The organism is Pedobacter heparinus DSM 2366 (assembly GCF_000023825.1).
Taxonomy (GTDB): domain Bacteria; phylum Bacteroidota; class Bacteroidia; order Sphingobacteriales; family Sphingobacteriaceae; genus Pedobacter; species Pedobacter heparinus.
The window spans coordinates 93,728-115,823 of sequence record NC_013061.1; the positions used below are offsets into that span (position 1 = coordinate 93,728).

Sequence of the window (22,096 nt, forward strand, 5' to 3'; positions counted from 1 at the left end):
GGATCACACAAAAGTTAAGATAAAACTAAACCAATATAAACCTGATGCTATGACAAGACTAAACCTTAGTTTGCTGCTACTGCTTATGGTTCATTTTGCGCATGCGCAATGGAAACCTGTTCCTGGAAAAATTTCAACAGACTGGGCAGCTAAAGTAAACCCATCCAACCCTTTACCTGAATATCCGAGACCACAACTGGTCCGTAAAAGCTGGATAAACCTTAACGGGTTATGGCAATATGCCATTTTACCTAAAGGCAGTGATAAAATACCGGTAAGCTATGCAGGGCAGATCCTGGTTCCTTATGCGGTAGAATCTTCACTGAGTGGTGTGGGTAAAATGGTTGGTGAAAACAATGTATTGTGGTATAACCGCAGCATAGACCTGCCAGCAAAAATGATGGGAGGGAAATTATTGCTTCATTTTGGAGCTGTAGATTGGTCTTGTAGGGTGTATGTAAACGGAAAGCTTGCAGGCGAGCATGCCGGGGGCTATGATGCCTTTTCCTTCGACCTTACTTCGCTGGTCAGAAAGGGTGTTAAACAGAATATTTCCGTACAGGTCTGGGATCCTACAGATGATGGACCACAGCCACGGGGCAAACAGGTTAAACAACCCAAAGGTATTTGGTATACACCTGTTACAGGGATATGGCAAACCGTATGGCTGGAAAATGTACCTCAAACTTATATTGTAGCTACCAAACAAACGCCTGATATTGATAAAAAACAATTGGCTGTTCGGGTAGAAGTTGCTGATTTACAATCGGGCGATCAGCTGGAAGTTACTGCCTGGGAGGGTGCCAAGCGGGTTGCTTTACAGGCCGGTGATCCGCAAAGAGAATTGATACTGAACATTCCTGATCCCAGGTTATGGTCACCGGAATCGCCATTTCTATATGATCTGAAAGTAGCGGTTAAGAGAAAAGGGAAAACGATTGATGAGGTTGCGTCCTATTTTGGAATGCGTAAATCTGCTATGGCTAAGGATGCCGCCGGCATACAAAGGATGACGCTGAACAATCAGTTTGTATTTCAATACGGGCCTTTAGATCAGGGCTGGTGGCCGGATGGTTTATACACGGCCCCAACAGATGAAGCATTAAAATTTGATATCGAAAAAACGAAGGCTTTGGGATTTAATATGATCCGGAAGCATGTTAAAGTAGAGCCGGCCAGATGGTATTACCATTGCGATAAAATGGGCATGCTGGTATGGCAGGATATGCCAAGCGGCGATACCGGAGGAAATGTATGGGATGCGAAACCTGGTTTTATCACCGGCGGCAAGCTGGATAAGGACCGTAGCCCGGAATCGGAAAATATTTTCAGAAAGGAGTGGAAAGCCATTATGGATCAGTGCTATAATTATCCGAGCATTGTTTCCTGGGTTCCTTTTAACGAAGCATGGGGCCAATTTAAAACCAAAGAAATTGTAGACTGGACGATGAAATATGATCCATCGCGCCTGGTAAATGCAGCGAGTGGCGGAAATTATTTTATGGGCGCAGGACAGGTGCTCGACCTCCACATTTATCCGGCACCTGCGATGCCTGATCCTGCAATTTTTGGTGCCCGGCAAGCTTTGGTGTTGGGTGAATTTGGTGGATTGGGGCTGCCGATTGAGGGGCATACCTGGCTGGACAAGGGCAATTGGGGATACCAGAGTTATAAAAACAAGGAGGATCTGTTTGCACAGTATACCAAGTTTATCAGCGCTATTCCTAAATTGATCCGTTCGGGCTTATCTGCTGCGGTTTATACCCAGACAACGGATGTGGAAATAGAAACCAATGGCCTGTTTACGTATGATAGAAAAGTGTTAAAAATGCCTTTGGATGGAATGTATCAGCTGCATCGCCAGTTATACGATCCATCGCTTGTTAAATGGTAATCACTTAAAGATTAAACAGCGGATTAAGAGGTTTTTTTCTTTCCTGCTATTTAAACAAAGGGTTTTATTGTTATATTTGCGACCGTTACTTTTTAAGGTAACAATTGGTTTCGTAGTTCAACGGATAGAATAGAAGTTTCCTAAACTTTAGATATGGGTTCGATTCCCGTCGAGACCACTTCACAAGAAAGGTGCGAATTTATCGCACCTTTCTGTTAATCTGATATATTAGCCCTGCTGCCTCATTCAATTCTCCGCGACATCTTTCAATATTTAAAAAAAGGGCAAAAAGCAACTTGTGAATGTAAAATCTGAACTACTTGTAAATGATTACAGGTTGGATTTTAACCAAACGACCTTCCCGATTTTGTCGGGGTGTTCTAACCGAAGTATCACCAGTTTACGGCACCTTTTAGGTTTAATAAGCAATGGGTTAAAAGAAGAGCAACGATTAATCAGTGTTTGGTTTAGCGTGACGGGCGAAGTAACACTCATCTACGGCATCTTCTTTATTTATTAAGGGCGATAAAGTCCAATATGCGATTTTACTGCTCTACCAGCTGAGCTACATCAGCTTTTGCCAACGACCGGGTTCGAACCGGTGACACGAAGTAGCGCATATTTACGGCACCTTAATGCTTTTATTTCTTTTAAAAGAAAGGCAAAAAGCAACAAGTGAAATACACCTTGCGGTTTTCATGCTCTAACCAAACTGAGCTACACTGGCTAGGCCAATGGCCGGAATCGAACCGGCGACCTGGTCGTTAAGAGTCGAAGTAACACTCATCTACGGCACTTTCTTTTATATTTTATAAGGAGCAACAAGCGATTCGGGATGGGGGACCGCTTTTGGGACTCGAACCCACAGCATTACATGTGTAACACTGCCCACCCCCTCCAATGGTACGAAGTAACCCGTTTCTACGGCATCCTTATATTAATTTCTTTTAAAAGTATGGGGTGTTAGCCTCCCCATACTTAATTTATAATTCTATTTTATTGATCGCATCCAATGCGGACTCACCATTCTCCAAAGCGGCCAACACTTCAAAAACTTTATCACTCCATCCTGCGATCAGGTAAACGTCATTGCGCAATACTTGCAATGGTGCCTGTCCGTAACCCTGCAAGTCAAACAGGTAGAGCTTTGCGGCTGGTGATACTTCTGCCTTGTAGCGCAACCACAAGGCTTGTATCTGACTGCCTGATGCAGATGAGTCCCACAACTGACCATCAGTAAACAACATCACTTTATCCATCCTGACCCTGCGGGAAAGAATGTCTTTAATCACCAGGTAACCATTGGTTGCATAACCCACTTCCCCCTCCCGACGATAAAACTCCTGTACATTGCCCAATATATTGCTGCGTGGTACGGTGATCGTTTTCCAGGTATCACCAAACATACCAACCTCGACGTTTTTACAACGCGAATGCAAGAGCATGGCCAACATTAATCCCACATCGTAGAGCAAGAGCTTAGACTTTGCTGACACAGGTGTCTGCATGGACCCTGAAACGTCGCAGGCAATGAGCGCACTTGTTTCATGATCAAAACCTTTGATATTTGCCGCGCTTGCCTGAACCGCTTTTTCCAAAGCGTCCAACAGATCTCCAGTATATCCTTTATTGCTACCCTGAACCAAGGCTGCTAATTTTTTAACAAGACCTTGTACCGGACCCGTTGCAGACGGATCAATCAGTTCGCGATAGGCTGCCAGGTAGCGGAATGGGAACTGTTTTGCTCTTGCTACTTCTGCAGCATCGCTTAATCGCGCACATACTTTTTCAAAGTGTTCATAACTTATGCCTGCCTTCTGAATATTATGCAGGTTTCTCAGCAAGGCCATATAACCCAGTTTTCCGCTGTCGATCAGCTCCTCCCATTTGGTGCGGAACGCCATGGCTTTGGCCTCCTCACTGTCAAAATTCATTTGGCCCAATGCCGACAACTCGGTCTCCCAAGTATAAGGCGTTTGCAGATCACCTGTCACGATTTTGTTGAAGAGCAATTGCTGTAACTCATCCTTTGCCTTAGGGTGAACCAAAAACAAAGCATCACGGAGTTTGATGGCCCCATCACGGTTATATTTACCAAACTGATACTCATCGAAGCGATTGAACGCGGTCGACAAGCCTTTTTGCAATTGTTTCGACAAGCGGTTCAGCCTTTTAGTGCCTTTACGCTCGTTCAGCAATTCATAGCAAGCCAAAAGCTCGGTGATCTCATCGGCACGACCGATTACCCCGTCTGTAACCCGGGCGACCAGATTATCGCCCGAGTGCAGCTTTGCCAATTCGGTAACTAATACCAATGGCACAGAACGCATGTACATTTTAGTCCGTGCATATATAGCGAGTTTACCTACAAACAGCGGTTCGCATTGAGCGATCAGCACACGAAGACGTTCTATCCGCATTTCAAACTTTTCATAAAAGGAATCGTTTAAGCTCCAGGTAACTACAGTAGAATACAATTCCATTTCCGGCATCATTACAAACGCTTTAGCACCTTCGTGGTTTGCCGTCTGATTTTTTGTTTTGCTCAACAGGTTGAATTTCATTTTGAACCTCCTTTTATTTAGTGTGACTTTCTTTTGTTAATACAAAGATTGAAAGCCATTGCGCAGTGTATCTGCGCAGTAAAAATTATTTTAAATTATTTTTTAATCTTCTGGTTTTTCTCTTGCGTCCGCCATTCTTACAATCCTTGGCTCAAACTTCGCAAGGACCTCTACCAGGTCATTTTGTGCAGCCATTACCGCATGGATATCTTTATAAGCCATTGGTGCCTCATCCATATCACTACCCATCAGTGTAATTCGTTTTTCCACCAGATTGGCCGCAATCAAATTTTTATCCAATGTTTTAAAAGCGGCGCTTCTGCTCATTAAACGGCCCGCACCGTGGCTGGCCGAGTTAATGCTTGTTGCATTACCTTTTCCTCGCACCAGAAAACCTGGTGTACTCATACTTCCGGGAATAATCCCTAAAATACCTTCACCTGCTGGTGTTGCCCCCTTACGGTGTACCATTACTTCAGTACCATCAGCCAGTTGTTCCTTCCAGGCAAAATTATGGTGATTTTCAATCCTTTTAACTGGATTGACCCCCAGAGCACGGGCGATCTTATTGTGGATTTCGTGGTGATTTGCACTTGCATATTCACCGGCAAGATTCATAGCGATCCAGTACTCTTGTCCTTCATCTTTGTCCAGATCTAACCAGGCTAAATGTTTCGCCTCAGCAGGCAGCTTTGTTTTGGTCATGGCGATTTTGCTATAGTGGTCTGCCACTGAGCCGCCAAATCCACGGGAGCCGGAGTGCGATAACAATGCTAAGTACCTGCCTGCAGGAACGCCTTCTAAAGCGCCTCCCGCAAGGGTCAATTCGCCCCATTCTACAAAGTGGTTCCCTGTACCGCTAGTTCCCAACTGCGCATAAGCTTTATCTTTTAGCGTACGGATCACCTTGGTCTCATTCCAAGTTTTGCTGTCAAACAATGAGCTATCAAAATAGGATTTGGTGGTACATCCCATCCCGAAATAGGTATTGTCAACCAATATGTTTTTTAGTTTGTCAGTCTCTGTATCAATTGCTTCAGCAGGCAGATCAAAGATGCTCAGACACATTCTACAAGCTATATCTACGCCAACGGCAAACGGAATAATGGTATTCGCGGTAGTTGCCAGCACACCGCCGATTGGCAAACCATAACCCTGATGAGCATCAGGCATCAAGGCACCTGCAACAGAAATCGGCAATTGTACAGCCGTCCGCATTTGAGCCAGCGCACCCACCTCGATGTGTTCTAATCCCCATACCGGAAACTCGGCTATTTCTTCTTTCAACTTAAAGTTGCTGCGTTCTTGTTTTACGAATTTACCCTCCTTACGCATGGCGATCACTTCCTCGGCCAAATTTTTAAACTTGCCGCCTTTCTTTAAGGCATAAGGCATCGGGTCATTGATCAGTGCTTCTAAAGTGGCAAGGATTTCAGATTTGTCCATCACGTTATGTTTCAATAGACCGTTGGCCACACGACTGAAGTTTACCAGGATTTCTACATCGTTGATACCTAAAGCCTTTAATTCGTTGTTGCCGATTTTCTCTTTTTCCATGACTGTTTTATTATTTATTGGTACAAAGAAATATAGCATCTGCGCAGTGTATTTGCGTAGTTAAAATTAATTCATAAATTCATTGAAAATAATTTCAAATTCAATGCCTGTCAACAGAAACGCCCTCATCCGCTACCGCACCATAGACCAATGCCTGCAAAACCGCTATAAGAAATGGACGCTCGACGACTTAATTGAGGCATGTAGCGATGCTATTTATGAATACCAGGGAATTGACACAGGGGTAAGCCGGAGGACAGTACAGGCCGATATGGAAATGATGCGCAGTAATAAGCTGGGTTATGAAGCGCCGATTGTTGTAGTTGAAAAGAAGTATTATACCTATAGCGATAAAAATTACAGCATTACCAATAGCCCGCTAAACCAGCAGGATATGCAGGTGCTGAGCGAGGTATCCGGTTTGTTAAAGCAGTTTAAGGGCTTTAACCATTTTGCCGATCTCAATGAAATGGTGAGCAAACTGGAAGACAAGATCTATACGCAGAAAACCCATAGTAGTCCGGTCATCGATTTTGAAAGAAATGATAACTTAAAAGGACTGGAATACATTGAAGTAATCCGCAAGGCCATTGTGGCTAAAAAAACAATTTGCATCACTTATCGCTCGTTTAAAGCCCGGCAGGAGAGTAGCTTTTGTTTTAGCGGCTATCTGCTGAAAGAATACCGCAACCGCTGGTTTGTATTAGGCGTACAACACAGGCAGGCCGGAAGGAACCTGTATAATTTGGCGCTGGACAGGATCCAATCCATAACGGATCACGAGGAGCCTTATCAGGAAAATATCACACTGGATCTGGCTACTTATTATGACAATTGTATCGGGGTAACCAAATCTCCAGAACAACGTGCTTGCGATGTTGTTTTTTGGATAGACAAGGAAAATGCACCCTATGTCGTTACTAAGCCCCTGCACCATACGCAAACCTTGTTGACTGAAGACGAAACGGGTAAAATATTCAGTATAAGGGTAATTCTGAATTTTGAACTTGAGCGGGAACTGTTGGGCTTCGGCTCCAAAATGAAAGTGCTGGGGCCAAGGATTTTGGTAAAGCAAATGAAACAGCAATTGCAAAAAGCGATTGAGCGTTATCATACCCCAGCAGATCGTACAACTAATCCGGAAAATTAATTAGTAAAGCTTTTTAGTCAACGTGTGCTTTATCGCCTTCTTTGAGAGAAAAGCCAGTCAAACAAACCAGGCTCCTCATAAGCTTTAAGCCAGCTGTTGTGTTTAACGCCCTGATATTCCGTGTACTTCGGCGTTCCTTTACGGTTTTCAAGAGCTGTAATCATCAATCTGGAATATTTCACATCGTTTACATCATCCTGATCGCCATGAAAAGCCCATATCGGTATTTTATAAATCAACCTGGCCTTAGCCGTGTCTGACACAGAACATATAGGAATGGCTGCGGCAAATAAACCAGGGCGACGGGCTAAAAAATCAAAGGCCCCTTCGCCACCCATAGAGTAGCCCGTTACATACACACGCTTAGGGTCAATTGGAAGGTTTTTGATCAGTAGATCGAGTTTTGCCAGTACCGACTTAGTAGCAGGTGTAGCAAGCTTAGTAGTTTCTAAGCTTGCCGGAAAGTTCGGAAACTTAACCCATACATCTTTTTTACTACACTGGGGTGCAAGAATAAAGCAGGCATATTTCACCCTTCCTGCAGAATCTGTTAAACGTTTTGGCACTCCGGTTAACTGGGCCTCGTTATTATTTCCACGTTGCCCAGATCCATGCAAGAAAACAACAATTGGATATTTCTTGTTCTTATTATAGTTTAACGGATATAAAAGCCTATAAGGTAAGCTGTCCTTCGATGTTACATACACATCCTTTGTATATGTTGAAATTTGTTGTGCTTTTACAGACTGGCAAGCCAGGATGAAGGCAATAACCAATTTCAATTTATCTACCACCATTTTAACGGAAATTCGATCTGGTCAACAGAGCTTACAATTAAGTCTGGTTTAAAGGCATAATGACTTAAACGTTCCTTTTTGGCTATACCCGATAAAACGAGAATGGTCTTATAACCCATCTGTACCCCACCCTGGATGTCTGTTTCCATCGTATCACCTATAACAGTGGTTTCGGCAGTCTCCAGGCCCAGATATTTTCTGGCCGAGCGCATCATTACCGGGCTTGGTTTTCCAATTACAAAGGCTTTTCGGCCAGTTGCCTCTTCTATCATGGCCGTAGTGGCAGCAATGCCTAAATTGCTCCATCCTGGTTTTTTAGGTGAAGGGTCCTGATTGGTAGTAATGAACTTGGCCCCGGCCAGGATCATGTCTACTGCCCGCTGTACCATTTCCAGGGTAAAATTCCGGCCTTCTCCCAATACTACAAACTCAGGGTCGGTATTCACCAGGTTGATGCCATTTTCGTGTAAGCTGGTAATCAGACCACCTTCCCCCAATACATAAGCGGTGCCATTGGCAGCCTGGTCGCCCAGAAACTTGCCCGTTGCCATGGCGCTGGTGTACACATGGTTTTCTGTTACCTCAATTCCCAGCAGCTTCAGCTTGCGTACCACATCAAGGCGGGTACGCTGACTGTTGTTGGTCATGAAAGTAAAAGGAATGTCGTTTTTAAGCAGTCCCGCTATAAATTTATCTGCGCCTTCTATCAGTGTTTCCCCACTGTAAATAACGCCATCCATATCAATTAAAAGTCCGTGTTTCATATTGTTCAATTATGGTTACAAATATGCATATATCCATTTAATCTTGATGTTAAGATTCTTGTCAATAATTTAATCTTCTGAATTTCCACGCAGCTTTGTTTTTATATATTTGCCTTATGTCATCACACCATATCATAAGGGAAAAGCAGGAACCGGCACTGTATATCCATAATCCGGGTACTTTTAATGAAGAATACCTGGGGCAGCTGCTGGAATGGAGCCCTACATTGATTGTTAATGAGCCGGTTTATGAAAAGGTGCTGAGCATGGGCTTAAAGGTTGACGCCGTAGTAAGCCTGTTGGAGACACCTGCTGTGCAGGAAAATACTAAACTGATCAGAGCAAGAACAGAAGCTTTGGATGCGGTGCTCGACTATCTGATTGCCGAAAAATATCCGGCGGTAAATGTAATCGATACCGAAAGTAATTTAAGGGAACTGGGCAGTTACATTGCCGAGATCAATATTGTGGTGTTTACTGCAACAGAAAAGGCTTATGCCATTAAAAAAGGCTTTAAAGTATGGAAGCCAAAAGGCAGTGTTTTCAGGATAGAAGTGGTGTCTTACTTTGAAACCAGTAACCTGATGCAGCAGGAAAACGGTGATTTTGTGGTTATCAGCGATGGTTTTGTAGAATTCAATTTCAATACAGATTATTTATTTATCAGTGAGGTGTTATGATCATTTTAAGAAAGGCAAAGGAACAGGATATTCCATCTATTCAAAACATAGCCAATAAGACCTGGCCTGAAGCTTATGGCGATATGATCAGTAAGGAGCAGATCAGTTATATGCTCGATAAAATGTACAATAAAGGAGAGCTCCTGTCACAGTTTCAACAGGGTCATATCTTTTTAATTGCTGAAGAAGATGATAAAGACCTGGGCTTTGCGGGGTTTTCGGTAATTGATTCAAAGAACCAGGTGTATAAACTGCACAAGCTGTACATACTCCCCCAAATGCATGGTATGGGCGTAGGGAAACTGCTGATCAACGAAGTGGTGAATGTGATAAAGAAAGCGGGAGGGAAATACCTTCAGCTAAATGTGAACAGAAACAACAAGGCTGTCCGGTTTTACGAAACGGCGGGCTTCAAGATTAAAGAAACGGTTGATCTGGATATTGGCAATGGCTTTCTGATGAATGATTATGTAATGGAAAAGCGACTTTAAAAAAAAGCTATTCATGGCTGTCAACCAACTTTGGTATCCTGCTGGGCGTATCTGTACCTTTCACAATGCTGATGGCACTTTTTGCAATTGCTTTAATGGTGTACAGGATGTTTAAAGTGTCTAAAGTGCTGTACTCGTCTTTTACGGTATGGTAAAATTCATCCTTATCAATCTGATCTGTACTGATGGTATGTGCCGGTACACCCAATGCCGCTAAAGTGGCGTTGTCGCTCCGGTAAAAGAGATTTTGCTGTGGGTATGGGTCAGGATGAAAGGTAAATTCGGTACCGGCAAGGTTTTTCTGCAGTATTTTTCCAAAATCAGATTTGTCGTAGCCGGTAATAAAAGCGGTGTTTTTTCCGAACTTACTTTCCTTGCCGATCATCTCTATGTTAAACATGGCCGTTACCTGCTCGGGATCCAGTTTTTTGGAGAAATATTTGGAGCCAAAGCCTCCGATTTCCTCAGCGGTAAAGGCGATAAATACCAGTGTACGTTCATTGTTGTTTAAAGCCTTATAATATTTTGCCAAAGCAATTACGGCTGTTATACCCGATGCATCGTCATCTGCACCATTGGCAATGCTGTCCTGCAAATCGCCTTTTACTATGCCCAGGTGATCGTAATGTCCCGAAAAAATAACAATTTCATTGGCCCTGGATTTTCCGGGGATCATGCCTGCTACATTAAACAAAGGCCTTTTATCTGTCGAATCTTTATAAAAAGTTTGCCGGTAACCGGTTTCTCCCTTTAAAGGCTGTAATCCAATGGCTTTAAATTGCTGTTCAATAAAGGTAGCGGCTTTGTCAATACCCGGGGTATATAAACCACGGCCCTGCATGTCGTCGCTGCTCAGTGTTTTGATCAGGTGATCAACATATCCGGCAGTAATAATTTTATTGATGTCCTGGGCCCGGGATAGCTGGGCCGACAGTACAATAAGCAGGGCGAAGCAGATCTTTCTCATTGTTCGTATAGTTTATGCTTTCTTTTTTCAATTTCGGTATGTACGCGTGTGTCATGTACCCCATCTATTACCGCTGTTTCGTAATCTTTGTCCTTATCAGACTCATATACCTGGGTTTCTTCGGTATTTTCTACCGACCTGTCGTAAGGCCCCCGGCTACTCATCAGTTTTACAAAAACGGGCAGGCATTCGAAAAATATGAATAATAATCCAATAAAAGTTACAGCCAGATAAGTACTGGTATCGCGCGTGCCATCGCGGTTAAAGCTCAGCTGGCCCAAAGCCCAGTTGCGGTCGGCAAAACCGGCTAGGCTGGTCAGGCTGTCCAGTTGCTTTCCGGTGTATAGTTTTTCTGTCATCAGCCCATCAAATTCTTTTCTGCCGGCTACAAACGCTTCCTGTGAGCGTACGCTGGCCGTTAAGGTATCTAATTCCTGTTCACGTTGTTTCAGCTCAGCCTCTTTTCTTTTGGCATAAGGCCCATAGCCCATAATGCCCGAAGTTTCTTCAGTCTTATTTCCAAAAATCTCGAAATTCAGTTTTTGCCGGTCTGCCTTTATGGCGCTGGCCATAGTATCCTTTTGGGCTTTACTTTCATTCAGTTTGCCCATTTCTATCCGGTATTTATTTTCGAAAGCGGCATTCAGGGTGTCAATTTTTGAACGCTGGTTGTTCAGGTAACTTACTTTTAAACGCTCTTTGATCTCTTTGTCAAATATTTTAAGCTCCAGCGGGCGCGATATCACCACCCCAATCATAATGGCAAGCAAAATACGTGGGGTAGCCTGTAAAATCTGCTTATTGGTACTGGCATTTTTGTTGATGCTGGACACGATATACCTGTCCATGTTAAAAATGGCAAGACCCCAGATCAAGCCAAAAAACAGGGCAAAAAAGACAGCCCCGCTATCGCCCTTAAAAACGAAATACATGGCATAGCCACCAGATAAGGCCGCAAACAGGCCGGTAAAAAATATGGTAGCGCCAATGCCAATGTATTTGTTGTGTTCTGTAGGGTGTTTTTCCAATGTAGAAAGATGCGCACCAGAGCAAAACCAAAAGAAACGGGATATCGCATTCATGATATAATGGTTAGATTAATAAGCTTACCATTTAAACGCACGGGACCTCAAGTTGTTACAGAATTTTTTGTAAAGCTGTACAGAATTGCTGATGATTATCACTCTGATGTATTTTTAGCCACAAACATTCCCTATGACAAGTGATTTAATTATCTTTGAAAAAATCAAATGACATGATAAAAGAAATAACCGTTGAGGAGCTTAAAGAAAAGATTGACAATAAGGAAGATTTTCAATTGATCGATGTTAGGGAAACATTTGAATATGACACTTCAAATCTGGATGGCCTTAACATACCTTTGGCCGGCATTTTAATTGAAGCAGATAAAATTGCGCAGGACAAACCTGTAATTATTCATTGCAGAAGCGGAAAAAGAAGTGCAGCTGCTGTAATGCAGCTGGAACAGCAACTGGGTTTAACCAATTTATATAACCTGAAAGGTGGAATTCTTGCCTGGCAGGAAGCTTTTGATCCTGAAATGCCTGTTTATTAAGCATGGGAAAGAAAATTGCATTGAACGTTTTTTATAACCTGGGCCTTATTGTTTCCATTTTTGGCATCGTATGGGGTTATAACAATACTAAGTATCTGGCCATCGCCTTATTTGTGGCTACGGCTGCATTTTTCCTTTACTTAAAATTGAAATTGGTAAAAGAAATGCGCGAAAACCTTAAAAGGAAGTAAACAAAGAGGGCTTTATGCCTTCAAGACCCAGTCCCGGCAACTGATTGAAAAGATATTTACCTTCAAGCATTGCCGGGGCCTTAAAAGGATTGTTGCTGGTTAACCAGGGCCCATCCAGATCGGCCCAGTCGCACAAAGGGGCAAGTGCCATCCCCGCCTGGGTAGCACAGGAGGTTTCGCTCATGCAGCCAATCAGGACTTTCATACCAAATGACTTTGCTTTCAGGATCATCTGATGACCTTCATACATACCTGTACTCTTCATCAGTTTCATATTAATGCCATGATAAGCCCCTTTCAGCGTATCCATATCGGCCAAACGTTGTACGGCTTCATCGGCTAAAATCGGGATCGGGCTGCGGGCAGTAAGCCAGGCATTGCCATCGAGATCGGCCTTATCCATAGGTTGTTCAATTAGCTGTACGCCCTGGTCATGCAGCCAGTAAATCATATCTATAGCCTGTTTTTTATCAGCCCAGCCCTGGTTGGCATCTACATACAAAGGCAGGTCGCTTACACTCCTGATCGTATGGATCAGTTCCTTATCATTGTCCCTGCCCAGTTTTATTTTTAACACTTTGAAACCTTTGGCATCGGCAACCTTTTCCCTGATGACCTCTGGCGTATCAATACCTATGGTATAAGAAGTAACCGGCATTTTAACCGGGTCAGCGCCATAAATTTCATAGCAGGGCTTATTCAGCAGCTTTCCGTTAATGTCGTTTAATGCTATATCTATTGCCGCTTTGATGGCAGGGTGGCCCTTTTCTATACTGTCCAGATAGGCAATGATCTCTTCAAAATTAAAAGGATGAACAAACCGGCCCCAGTCTACCTGCTTCAAAAACTTAACCGCAGTTTCTTCACTTTCGCCCATGTATGGCACCATAGAAGCTTCTCCATAGCCCTCTATATTCTCATAGCTTAGCCTGATCAGCATAACCGGAGTGCTGGTACGGGAAAATTTGGCAATTGCAAAAGGGTGTTTCAGTTCCAGGTTATAAGCGGTATAAGCAAGTTTCATTGGAAAATAAGGTTTTGGTAATTTAAAGGTTATAAAAAAAATGCCAGGGGCTAATGTAAAAATAATATACCTAATATTGTGCCTTTATGAGCAGCATGATATACCAGCCTTTTAAAAATTTCGACTTTAAATATAAAAACTGTTTTTTAAGTGGCGATACATTCCCCTCGCCTGTTGAAGAACTCAATATCCTGCCGGCATGGCTGCTGGAAGTGGCCAATTTTAGTGGCGAGGAACAGATTAAATTGCTTGATGAAAGTGTGCGTTCCTATAATGCCTTAAAGGTTCCCTGTAATACTGAGGTTCGGGATCATTTTATACAACCCCTGGAAGAGAAAATTGCTGCAGCATTTGCAAAAGGTTATGAAGGGGTTTCGCAGCTGGATGAAGTTGATCTTTTTAACTGGATTGGCAAGTTTATGTACAGCCTGATCTATATAGAAATGAATGCTGCGGTGCGTTTGCAGCAGCTAAGTGCCGATGGGCTAAACATGTCGCAGGGCCTGATGCACAAATTTGGGAACCTGAACACCATGATCCAGGGCATTTACCTGGATGTGGTATTTGAAGATTTCGTGCCCTGGTCTGTCGTGGTGGTGCCCCTTGAAAATAAAGAAACAACTTTCAGCTTTAGGGACGAGATCAATACACTTACTTTTTCTTTAAAACTGAAGGACTTTGGCATCATTGCCTGTTTACAGGACAATGGCACCAATAAAAAATATCACCGGGAAGTCCTGGACCAGATCGGCAACACAGCTTTGTCGGCCGAGCAGTTTGAAGAGCTTTGTGCGCGCTTTTTTTATTCGGCATACCTGTTTAACCGATTGCCCGAATATGCCGTTATGCCTGTTGAAGGGTCGATATACATTGATGCCATGCCGCTAAAAGGCACATTGAACAAGGCGCTGTTTGACCACTGGCAGCATAAAACCTATGCCCAGGTGCTGCAGGATTTCTGGAAACCATGGGGGCATACGCTGTTCGAGATCATTAAAGACCCGACAAAGCCCATGAGCTATTTTAACCCGCCAGCATTACCCGAAACCAATTAAAAAATAAGGTTACCCGATTTTAGCCAGCAGCTGACCAATGAAATGAGGGATTGTTCCGGGCACTACCAATACGGTAACAATCATTCCTGCCAGTGCACCAAAAAAGTGTGCATCGTGGTTAATGTGGTCTCTGGCATTTTTAGAGGCATACACACAATAAACCAGGTACAGTGGCCCAAAAATAATTGCCCAGATGCGAATGGGTATCGGAAATATCATCATGCTGGAAAAAGGCTGAAACAGGATAAAGCTGAACAATACCCCGCTGATGGCGCCGGAAGCACCGAGGCTGTTGTACCACATGTCATTCTTATGTTTCATTACCGATGGAATATCGCTCAGTATCAGGCTTAAAAAATATACGGCCCCAAACTGCCATGAACCGATCATTGCCTCCAGCTGGAAGGCAAAGAAAAAGAAGGTCATCATGTTAAAGATCAGGTGCATCCAGTCGGCATGAATGAGTCCACTGGTAATCAAAGTATACACTTTATACCTGCGTGAAACGCTATAGGGATGCAGCATAAATTTGCCATACAGGCCATTGTCGTTAAACGCGTAAATGCTGGTGACTATAGTAAAAAGAAAGATGATCGAGGCAACAGGCGTATGTATTAAATATTCCATTTCTGATGATTTCCCGCTAATATAGGGATTTTATAGAGAGGCCCATCGGTCCGAAGTAATACTTAAGGCCAATAGAAACATAAGTATATACGTCAGGGTTGCCGCTTTTAAATTTAATTGGCGAATCGTTATAGCCATCCAGTCCCTCGCCCAGGGTAACATTGGCCTGGTAATTCAGATTGAGGCCATAGCGGGTATAGCCACTACGGTCCATGAAGTTAAAGGCAATGCCCAGGTTTAAAGGGACCAGCAGATCTTTGGAGCTGTCGCTTCCCGGAAATACATATCCATTGGGATCGTTCGGCTTTTCCCTCACCACAAACTTCATCTTATTCATGATTACGCCAGCACCAGCACCAACATATAGTCCTTTTATGGCATTGGTAAAACCACTCCTGTCGTAATCGATCAGGGCACCCAAATAGAGTTTGGCATTCAGTGCAAAGGCTTTGTAGCTGTTTATAAACTGGCGGTTGTTGGGGTCAGTATTGATGTCGCCCCCGTTAATTTCACCCATCTGACCTTCAATACCCATACTTACAAAGGGCGTAAAATAATAATCGAAAGAGCCATAACCGGCGAGCCCGTAATCGTGTTTGTTCAAATCAGCAAACGACTGGGTAACTCCTAATCCGCCGCCTATTCCCAGTTTGTAAAAGTTAGATTGTGCTGCGGCGCTTACATATAATAATGCGGACAGTAAGAGGGTTAAAGTTGTTTTCAAGTGATCTTCATTAAATTTTTAGGCAAAACTATAATCTTTACATAACTTTGAATTTTCATAAGAGTATGCTAATTTATATAAATAAAAATAAATCCCTTCAAAATAGATTTACAAAATACGTTCAAATCGACACACAGTCAGACCCTTCCTCGCCAACCGTACCTTCTACTGAAAAGCAAAAGGATCTGGGCAGGGTGCTGGTAGCTGAATTACTGGAGATGGGAATAGCAGACGCACACCTGGATGAGTATGGCTATGTTTATGCCACTATACCATCCAACTCCGACAAGAAAGTTCCGGTGATCTGTTTCTGCTCACACATGGATACCTCACCGGATTGCAGCGGCTACGGTGTAAAGCCGCTGATCCATGAAAACTACCAGGGGCAGGACCTGGTACTGCCAGACGATCCTTCTGTTGTTTTAAAAATGGCAGAACATCCCGACCTGAAACACCAGATCGGGAATGACATCATTACTGCCAGCGGTACCACTTTGTTGGGGGCCGACAATAAAGCGGGCCTTGCAGAAATTATGGAGGCTGCCGCATTTCTGATGAAAAACCCGGAGCTGAAACATGGCACCATCAAAATATTGTTTACACCGGATGAAGAAATAGGACGTGGTGTAGATAAGGTGAACCTGGAAAAGCTGGGAGCCGATTTTGCTTATACCATTGATGGGGAAACGCTGGGTTCTATTGAAGATGAAACCTTTTCGGCTGATGGGGCTGTGCTTAGCATTAGAGGGGTAAGTGCACATCCCGGCTTTGCCAAAGGAAAAATGGAAAGCGCCATTAAAATATTGTCTGATGTGATCAGTGCTTTGCCTGCCGATTGCCTTTCACCAGAGTCAACAGAAGCCAAGGAAGGCTTCATTCATCCGGTCAGTATCAGCGGTAATGTAGAGCAGGCCGAGGCCCGGTTTATCCTGCGGGCTTTTAACGATGAGGAGCTGGCTGCAAACGGAGAACTGCTGGACGCCACAGTCCAGAACATCATAGAAGACTTTCCAAACTCAACATACGAGCTGAAGATCACTGAACAATACCGCAATATGAAACAGGTGCTGGACCAATACCCTCAGGTAATTGAATATGGTATAGCAGCCATAAAAAGGACGGGTATTAGGCCTAAACAACAAAGCATAAGAGGTGGTACAGATGGTTCACGCTTGTCCTTCATGGGTTTGCCCTGTCCGAATATCTTTGCCGGAGAGCATGCCTTTCATGGCAAGCAGGAATGGGCATCGGTGCAGGATATGGAAAAAGCGGTAGAAACAATTGTCAATATCGCCACCGTCTGGGAAGAAAAGGCCTGATTGATCAGGCCAGTGTTAACCTGGCCAGGTACTGGTCCGAGTCATCTTCAAAGATGATATCGGTGTGCCATCCGGTTTGAGTGGCCAGCTCAGTAAGTGTTTGCTGATCTACATAGATCCATTTAAACCAATTGCCTTTAAGACTTTTGTATTCATATCTGAAACTTACTTCACCAAAATAGCCTTTTTCGGGAAAGGGGATCTCCAGGTACAGGTAAGAAAGGTCGGAGCTGTCGAAAACCAGCTGGCCATCTTTGTTGATCAGTTTTTTAACCTCTTGCAGAAAAGATTTTAGCCCCGCAACGGAGCCAGTAAGGCCAATGCCGTTCATCATAAACAACAGGGTGTCGTATTTGCTGCTCCCTTCAGGCAGTCTGTAGGTTAGGATATTCCCTTCAATGGCCTGCTTTAAGCCGCGCTGTTTCATAATGCTTACTGCAGCTGCCGAGATGTCCATTCCACATACGTTAATTCCCCTTTTTTGCAGAATTAAGGCATGGCTGCCCACACCGGCACCCACATCAAGTACTTTTCCCCTGCAAAGGTCAAGCGCTTTGAGCTCCAGCTCAGGCATCTCATTTTCATTCCTGAAATAAATATCGACAGGCATTTCTTCGGGTTCATCGTAAGAATTGTGTACCCATAAGGTTTCTGCAGGTGGTTTTATAAACTGATCTTTTAAGGCTTCTCCAAAAACGTCCATGCCGCGAATTTATGGAAATTACAGCTCAAATTCCTGATGGTATTCCGGAATGGATACATTTTTAAAGCCCGCATTTATGATCCGTTGTGCAAATTTTTGCTGTACTTCATATTCTCCATGTACCAGGAACAGGCGTTTAACCTTTGCAGGATCCTGAACAGACAGGAATTGCAGCAGGTCTTCATAATCTCCATGCGCGCTCATAGATTTAATGGCCCCCACTTCGGCAATAACATCATATTCCTGCCCAAATAGCCAAACCCTTTTCTGTCCGGCCATTAACCTGCCCGCTAGCGAGTCCGGGCTGGCATAACCCACCATTAAAATGGTGTTTTTCTTGTCGCTGATGTTGTTCCTGATGTGGTGCCTGACCCTGCCACCTTCGGCCATTCCTGAGGAAGAAATGATCACACAAGGATGCATGTCGACGTTTAGGGCTTTGGATTCTTCCACACTTTCTATGAAGCGCAGACCTTTAAAGCCAAAAATATCCTGATCAACCTTCAGGATCTCTTTTACCCCGTTGTTGTAAACCTCGGGGTGGCTCCTTAATACTTCCGTAGCTTCCATAGAAAGCGGACTGTCTACATAATAAGGTATTTCGGGCAGTTTATTTTTTAGCTCCAGGCCGTTCAGGGCATATAAAAGTTCCTGGGTACGGCCAACACTAAAGGCCGGGATGATCACTTTTCCTTTTTTTTCTATACAGGTACGGGTAATCACCTGCAGCAGCATATCTTCTATCGGGTCCAGGTCGGCATGCAAAGAATCGCCATAGGTAGATTCCATCAGGATATAATCTGCCTGGGGAAAGGTTTGCGGACTTTTAAGCAGCAGGTCGCCATAACGTCCAACATCGCCGCTAAAGGTAATACGGGTTGTTGTCCCGTTTTCATGGAGCTGTAAATGAACGGCAGCGCTGCCAACAATGTGTCCGGCATCCGTAAACCTTAGGGTAACGTCCGGATCTATGTTAAAGTCCTGATCGTAAGGTATGGTTTTAAACTGGCTAAGGGTTTGTTCTACATCCTTGTCGGTATATAAAGGCATTTCCTGATCTTCCACACGCCGGATCTTCTTGTTGGCGTATTCAGCATCCTGCATCTGGATCTTTGCCGAATCGAGTAGTAAAATCCGGGCCAGGTTTCTGGTGGCCGGAGTACAATATACCGGGCCACGAAAACCCTCTGCTACCAGACGGGGCAGTAAACCACAATGGTCTATATGGGCATGCGACAGGATCATATAGGTTACCTTTGCCGGGTTAAAACCAAAAGATTCGTTCAGGCCGTCGGTCAGGTCTCCCATGCCCTGAAACAGCCCACAATCCAGCAGTATTTGCACACCCTTGTCCAGGGTAATGAGGTGTTTACTGCCGGTTACCGCACGCGCGGCACCATGAAAAGCAATTTTCATTAAATAGTATTAGTGGTTAAAGGGAATTATGCGCGTACTTTTGAAATGGTGTCTTTAACCTGATCGGTTACATCAGCCAGTTTTTCTTTGGAAGCATCTAAAAGGTCACAAAACCAGTCCGACATTTTATCTTTTACATCTCCTGTTTTATCTGACGATAATATTAAAGCTATAGCAGCACCTAAGGCAGCGCCAGCCAATACACCTGCAATTATTTTAGTTTCTTTCTTCATCGTGATAATTTTAAATGATTTATACGCCGGGGCATTATCCCCTATCTGTTTGTAAGATAAACAAAAATGGGGCCGAATGGTTTAAGGTTCCGGACTAATTCATAAAAAAAGCCACGTAATATTTACATTACGCGGCTCGTTCATAGGGATGTGATGATATTATTTTACACTTGTGCCTTCAAACTTGAACATAGCATCCTGAAAGTTGTTGACCAGGGACATTTCTATAGTTCCGTTAGACTGAAAGGAGAATATAACCACCCTGCTGCTGCCAGATGAGGACATATACTGCTTGGTTGCGTCTGAATAGATGAAGTTTGAAAATGTTAAAGCGGTAAAATTACCATATTCCTGTCCGCTTACCGGCTCGATAACAACCTCATTGGCCGCTTTTCTGGTTACTTTAATTTTTGTATTGTTGAAGTCAACATTACCAACAGATAGTTTACCTTGATAGGTCTGCGATACTTCCGCAGATTTATCTGCGCCATCTGGTGATTTGTCTTTGTCCTTGCTGCATGCAGCGAAAACAGTAATGAGTAATAAAATTGGATAGATGATTGCTTTTTTCATAAAAGATTAAAAGTGTAAGGTTAAAAAATAATTAACCATGGCATTGGTAAAAACTGTGCCAAAGGGTAGGTACACATATGGTTTTCCTTTCAGATTTCTGCAGCTTTAACTTTTGGTTTATTTTAAATGTATTGACAATTAGCAAGCTGTGGCTAGGGTTCTCTTTGTAGGATAATTTTGATTTTTGAAGCAGGAATGTGTTTTTGGATTGGGAAATGTAGCTAAAAACAAACAGGGACCACCTGGCGGTGCGTCCCTGTTATAAGATGGTTGATCCACCACAGATCAACCTAAACCAAACAAACTGCAACTATAACGGAGAATATTGCGGAAAAGTTTTGCGCTGATATGTAAATATAATTTCCTGACAATATAATGACAGGAGGGGGAATAACCGTTGTTCAGATGTAATAGACTAGTCTTAACTTAAGTTCGGCTCTGCTACTGTGGGGAAGCCAAGGTTTAAACCAGAAATCCTGAAAAACCAATAGCAAGTTATAAGCAAAAAGTAATTAAAGTGTGTAAATTGTTTCAATGATTATTTTTTAAATTTGCACACCTTTATAATAAAAACTTGCACCTGGTATTCATCACAATTATTGGTTCGATTTTTATTCTTTGCCTGGCCATTGTAAAGCTGTTGCTTTTCAGTAAGGGAAGGCAGTATTTAAACCTTTTGCTGTGCATAGCCATTTTTGGGGTAATTTGGTACGGCATTATTTATTTGCTTACCAACTCTGGGCTGATAAAAAATCACCCTGTACTCTTTAATAAAGGCTTACCACTTTATTATCTCATTGCACCATGCTTTTTTCTCTACATCAGGGGGTCCCTGCAGCCAGATTACGCTGTTTTCAGGTTAAAGTACCTGTTGCACCTAGTCGTTGTTATTCCGGCCCTGGTTGCTATTGTCCCATATAGTTTTGCCGATACTGCTACACAACAATGGGTGGTAAACCAGATAGACAAGGATGTCGCTTTTGCCTTTAGTAACAACAGGTATATCGTGCCCAACTGGCATTGGTTCACTTTTCCACTATCTGCACTTTTATATACACTGGCGCAATTCAGTTTTGCAATAGGGTATGCCAAAACAAAAAAGTATGAAAAAAAGACGCTCACCTGGGTATTGGCATTTACGGTTATTTGCGGAATTATTTTCTTTGGAATGCTTGCTGTAAATTTAAGTGTGCTGTCAAATTTCAATGATATCTGGCGTATTCTGCACTCCGGAAGGCTGGTGTTATTCCTGGGTTTAGCAATGCTGGCGCTCAGTGGTTCTTTTTTTTTAAGCCCCAGCCTTATCTTTGGCTTTGTCCGCTTGAAACCAGCAAGCCAGGCCCGTACTGCTGAAGCGCGTTCAGGCCGCCTGGAAGGGGAGCTCCATGAAAACCGGGTTAAGATGTATGATACTTCCCTTATTGTAAGGGTCGAAAAATATATACTGCAGGCCGAGGTATTCAGAAAAACGGGTCTTACGGTCAGCGATCTTGCCTCTATGCTGGAAATACCCAATCATAAACTTTCCGATCTGTTTAACAATCATTATAAGCTTAACTTCAATACCTATATCAATAACCTGCGTGTACATTATGTAAAAGGGCGGCTTGATGCCGGTGAATGGAAGCAGTTTACACTGGAAGCTATTGCACAGGAAGCCGGGTTTTCTTCCCGCAACACTTTTCTGATCGCATTTAAAAGGATAATGGGGGTTACGCCCTCCAATTACCTGACAAGCCTGAAAGACAAAGCTGCTTAAAATACATGTACTGATTTTCAAAATCAGGACAT

22 protein-coding genes and 1 tRNA gene are annotated in these 22,096 nt (G+C 43.4%); 10 read left to right on the forward strand and 13 right to left on the reverse strand.

Annotated features, from left to right (window positions below; translation table 11 throughout):
- Window positions 1–49: 49 nt before the first annotated feature.
- Complete coding sequence (locus PHEP_RS00420) at window positions 50–1,894, forward strand: glycoside hydrolase family 2 protein (RefSeq protein ID WP_012780263.1); 1,845 nt, start codon at window positions 50–52, stop codon at window positions 1,892–1,894.
- A gap of 106 nt (window positions 1,895–2,000) precedes the next feature.
- A tRNA-Arg gene (locus tag PHEP_RS00425) sits at window positions 2,001–2,072 on the forward strand.
- Between the two features lie 805 nt (window positions 2,073–2,877).
- On the opposite strand, the gene PHEP_RS00430 is transcribed toward PHEP_RS00425, so the two are convergent.
- Both PHEP_RS00430 and PHEP_RS00435 read right to left on the reverse strand, forming a co-directional pair.
- Window positions 2,878–4,458, reverse strand: coding sequence for a TROVE domain-containing protein (locus PHEP_RS00430; protein ID WP_012780264.1), 1,581 nt, complete (start codon window positions 4,456–4,458; stop codon window positions 2,878–2,880).
- A 102-nt stretch (window positions 4,459–4,560) separates the two neighbouring features.
- Window positions 4,561–6,015 carry an RtcB family protein gene (locus PHEP_RS00435; protein ID WP_012780265.1) on the reverse strand — a complete coding sequence of 485 codons (1,455 nt, stop codon included), beginning with the start codon at window positions 6,013–6,015 and terminating at the stop codon, window positions 4,561–4,563.
- Window positions 6,016–6,118: 103 nt separating this feature from the next.
- On the opposite strand from PHEP_RS00435, the gene PHEP_RS00440 reads away from it, so the two are divergent.
- A complete protein-coding gene (locus PHEP_RS00440; protein ID WP_012780266.1) occupies window positions 6,119–7,165 on the forward strand; it encodes a helix-turn-helix transcriptional regulator in 1,047 nt (348 codons plus the stop codon).
- A 29-nt stretch (window positions 7,166–7,194) separates the two neighbouring features.
- Here the strand turns inward: PHEP_RS00440 and PHEP_RS00445 are convergent, their stop codons facing one another.
- Both PHEP_RS00445 and PHEP_RS00450 read right to left on the reverse strand, forming a co-directional pair.
- Window positions 7,195–7,947, reverse strand: coding sequence for a carboxylesterase family protein (locus PHEP_RS00445; RefSeq protein WP_238326524.1), 753 nt, complete (start codon window positions 7,945–7,947; stop codon window positions 7,195–7,197).
- A gap of 5 nt (window positions 7,948–7,952) precedes the next feature.
- On the reverse strand, window positions 7,953–8,726 hold the full coding sequence (locus tag PHEP_RS00450) for an HAD-IIA family hydrolase (protein ID WP_012780268.1): 774 nt from the start codon (window positions 8,724–8,726) through the stop codon (window positions 7,953–7,955).
- 116 nt (window positions 8,727–8,842) lie between these two features.
- Between PHEP_RS00450 and PHEP_RS00455 the strand changes: the two genes are divergently transcribed.
- Together PHEP_RS00455 and PHEP_RS00460 are read left to right on the forward strand one after the other, a co-directional pair.
- Window positions 8,843–9,406 carry a hypothetical protein gene (locus PHEP_RS00455; RefSeq protein ID WP_012780269.1) on the forward strand — a complete coding sequence of 188 codons (564 nt, stop codon included), beginning with the start codon at window positions 8,843–8,845 and terminating at the stop codon, window positions 9,404–9,406.
- Entirely contained in the window at window positions 9,403–9,897 is a 495-nt protein-coding gene (locus PHEP_RS00460; protein ID WP_012780270.1) for a GNAT family N-acetyltransferase, read from the forward strand. Before PHEP_RS00455 ends, PHEP_RS00460 begins: the two co-directional genes overlap by 4 nt.
- A 7-nt stretch (window positions 9,898–9,904) precedes the next feature.
- Here PHEP_RS00460 and PHEP_RS00465 read toward each other — a convergent pair whose 3' ends face one another.
- Together PHEP_RS00465 and PHEP_RS00470 are read right to left on the reverse strand one after the other, a co-directional pair.
- Complete coding sequence (locus tag PHEP_RS00465) at window positions 9,905–10,864, reverse strand: M20/M25/M40 family metallo-hydrolase (RefSeq protein ID WP_012780271.1); 960 nt, start codon at window positions 10,862–10,864, stop codon at window positions 9,905–9,907.
- The gene (locus tag PHEP_RS00470) at window positions 10,861–11,946 is read right to left on the reverse strand and encodes a DUF4407 domain-containing protein (protein WP_012780272.1); all 1,086 of its coding nucleotides are present in this window, start codon (window positions 11,944–11,946) and stop codon (window positions 10,861–10,863) included. Before PHEP_RS00470 ends, PHEP_RS00465 begins: the two co-directional genes overlap by 4 nt.
- Before the next feature lie 176 nt (window positions 11,947–12,122).
- On the opposite strand from PHEP_RS00470, the gene PHEP_RS00475 reads away from it, so the two are divergent.
- Both PHEP_RS00475 and PHEP_RS00480 read left to right on the forward strand, forming a co-directional pair.
- Window positions 12,123–12,440, forward strand: a complete 318-nt coding sequence (locus PHEP_RS00475) for a rhodanese-like domain-containing protein (protein WP_036675364.1) — start codon at window positions 12,123–12,125, stop codon at window positions 12,438–12,440.
- 2 nt (window positions 12,441–12,442) lie between these two features.
- Entirely contained in the window at window positions 12,443–12,631 is a 189-nt protein-coding gene (locus tag PHEP_RS00480; protein ID WP_012780275.1) for a DUF6358 family protein, read from the forward strand.
- On the opposite strand, the gene PHEP_RS00485 is transcribed toward PHEP_RS00480, so the two are convergent.
- A complete protein-coding gene (locus PHEP_RS00485; protein ID WP_012780276.1) occupies window positions 12,618–13,655 on the reverse strand; it encodes a dipeptide epimerase in 1,038 nt (345 codons plus the stop codon). The two genes, PHEP_RS00480 and PHEP_RS00485, sit on opposite strands and share 14 nt — an antisense overlap.
- 86 nt (window positions 13,656–13,741) lie before the next feature.
- Between PHEP_RS00485 and PHEP_RS00490 the strand changes: the two genes are divergently transcribed.
- Window positions 13,742–14,710 carry a hypothetical protein gene (locus PHEP_RS00490; protein WP_012780277.1) on the forward strand — a complete coding sequence of 323 codons (969 nt, stop codon included), beginning with the start codon at window positions 13,742–13,744 and terminating at the stop codon, window positions 14,708–14,710.
- Between the two features lie 9 nt (window positions 14,711–14,719).
- On the opposite strand, the gene PHEP_RS00495 is transcribed toward PHEP_RS00490, so the two are convergent.
- Window positions 14,720–15,337: a rhomboid family intramembrane serine protease gene (locus tag PHEP_RS00495; RefSeq protein ID WP_012780278.1), complete on the reverse strand. Its 618-nt coding sequence runs from the start codon at window positions 15,335–15,337 to the stop codon at window positions 14,720–14,722.
- Between the two features lie 16 nt (window positions 15,338–15,353).
- A complete protein-coding gene (locus PHEP_RS00500) occupies window positions 15,354–16,061 on the reverse strand; it encodes an outer membrane beta-barrel protein (RefSeq protein ID WP_012780279.1) in 708 nt (235 codons plus the stop codon).
- A 65-nt stretch (window positions 16,062–16,126) separates the two neighbouring features.
- On the opposite strand from PHEP_RS00500, the gene pepT reads away from it, so the two are divergent.
- Window positions 16,127–17,380 carry a peptidase T gene (gene pepT, locus PHEP_RS00505; RefSeq protein ID WP_012780280.1) on the forward strand — a complete coding sequence of 418 codons (1,254 nt, stop codon included), beginning with the start codon at window positions 16,127–16,129 and terminating at the stop codon, window positions 17,378–17,380.
- Between the two features lie 4 nt (window positions 17,381–17,384).
- On the opposite strand, the gene PHEP_RS00510 is transcribed toward pepT, so the two are convergent.
- The 4 genes from PHEP_RS00510 to PHEP_RS00525 form a co-directional block, all read right to left on the reverse strand.
- Complete coding sequence (locus tag PHEP_RS00510) at window positions 17,385–18,083, reverse strand: class I SAM-dependent methyltransferase (RefSeq protein ID WP_012780281.1); 699 nt, start codon at window positions 18,081–18,083, stop codon at window positions 17,385–17,387.
- Window positions 18,084–18,101: 18 nt separating this feature from the next.
- Window positions 18,102–19,499: an MBL fold metallo-hydrolase RNA specificity domain-containing protein gene (locus tag PHEP_RS00515; protein WP_012780282.1), complete on the reverse strand. Its 1,398-nt coding sequence runs from the start codon at window positions 19,497–19,499 to the stop codon at window positions 18,102–18,104.
- A gap of 26 nt (window positions 19,500–19,525) precedes the next feature.
- On the reverse strand, window positions 19,526–19,732 hold the full coding sequence (locus tag PHEP_RS00520) for a YtxH domain-containing protein (RefSeq protein ID WP_012780283.1): 207 nt from the start codon (window positions 19,730–19,732) through the stop codon (window positions 19,526–19,528).
- 159 nt (window positions 19,733–19,891) lie between these two features.
- Window positions 19,892–20,305 (reverse strand): hypothetical protein, encoded by a 414-nt coding sequence (locus tag PHEP_RS00525; RefSeq protein ID WP_012780284.1) that lies wholly within the window; start codon window positions 20,303–20,305, stop codon window positions 19,892–19,894.
- A 574-nt stretch (window positions 20,306–20,879) separates the two neighbouring features.
- Between PHEP_RS00525 and PHEP_RS00530 the strand changes: the two genes are divergently transcribed.
- A complete protein-coding gene (locus PHEP_RS00530; RefSeq protein ID WP_012780285.1) occupies window positions 20,880–22,064 on the forward strand; it encodes a helix-turn-helix domain-containing protein in 1,185 nt (394 codons plus the stop codon).
- Window positions 22,065–22,096: the final 32 nt, after the last annotated feature.

Coding starts and splice junctions, on each gene's coding strand:
- PHEP_RS00420 (WP_012780263.1), top strand. CDS start 50: ATGACAAGACTAAACCTTAGTTTGCTGCTACTGCTTATGGTTCATTTT.
- PHEP_RS00430 (WP_012780264.1), bottom strand. CDS start 4,458: ATGAAATTCAACCTGTTGAGCAAAACAAAAAATCAGACGGCAAACCAC.
- PHEP_RS00435 (WP_012780265.1), bottom strand. CDS start 6,015: ATGGAAAAAGAGAAAATCGGCAACAACGAATTAAAGGCTTTAGGTATC.
- PHEP_RS00440 (WP_012780266.1), top strand. CDS start 6,119: ATGCCTGTCAACAGAAACGCCCTCATCCGCTACCGCACCATAGACCAA.
- PHEP_RS00450 (WP_012780268.1), bottom strand. CDS start 8,726: ATGAAACACGGACTTTTAATTGATATGGATGGCGTTATTTACAGTGGG.
- PHEP_RS00455 (WP_012780269.1), top strand. CDS start 8,843: ATGTCATCACACCATATCATAAGGGAAAAGCAGGAACCGGCACTGTAT.
- PHEP_RS00460 (WP_012780270.1), top strand. CDS start 9,403: ATGATCATTTTAAGAAAGGCAAAGGAACAGGATATTCCATCTATTCAA.
- PHEP_RS00465 (WP_012780271.1), bottom strand. CDS start 10,864: ATGAGAAAGATCTGCTTCGCCCTGCTTATTGTACTGTCGGCCCAGCTA.
- PHEP_RS00470 (WP_012780272.1), bottom strand. CDS start 11,946: ATGAATGCGATATCCCGTTTCTTTTGGTTTTGCTCTGGTGCGCATCTT.
- PHEP_RS00480 (WP_012780275.1), top strand. CDS start 12,443: ATGGGAAAGAAAATTGCATTGAACGTTTTTTATAACCTGGGCCTTATT.
- PHEP_RS00485 (WP_012780276.1), bottom strand. CDS start 13,655: ATGAAACTTGCTTATACCGCTTATAACCTGGAACTGAAACACCCTTTT.
- PHEP_RS00490 (WP_012780277.1), top strand. CDS start 13,742: ATGAGCAGCATGATATACCAGCCTTTTAAAAATTTCGACTTTAAATAT.
- PHEP_RS00495 (WP_012780278.1), bottom strand. CDS start 15,337: ATGGAATATTTAATACATACGCCTGTTGCCTCGATCATCTTTCTTTTT.
- pepT (WP_012780280.1), top strand. CDS start 16,127: ATGCTAATTTATATAAATAAAAATAAATCCCTTCAAAATAGATTTACA.
- PHEP_RS00510 (WP_012780281.1), bottom strand. CDS start 18,083: ATGGACGTTTTTGGAGAAGCCTTAAAAGATCAGTTTATAAAACCACCT.
- PHEP_RS00515 (WP_012780282.1), bottom strand. CDS start 19,499: ATGAAAATTGCTTTTCATGGTGCCGCGCGTGCGGTAACCGGCAGTAAA.
- PHEP_RS00520 (WP_012780283.1), bottom strand. CDS start 19,732: ATGAAGAAAGAAACTAAAATAATTGCAGGTGTATTGGCTGGCGCTGCC.
- PHEP_RS00525 (WP_012780284.1), bottom strand. CDS start 20,305: ATGAAAAAAGCAATCATCTATCCAATTTTATTACTCATTACTGTTTTC.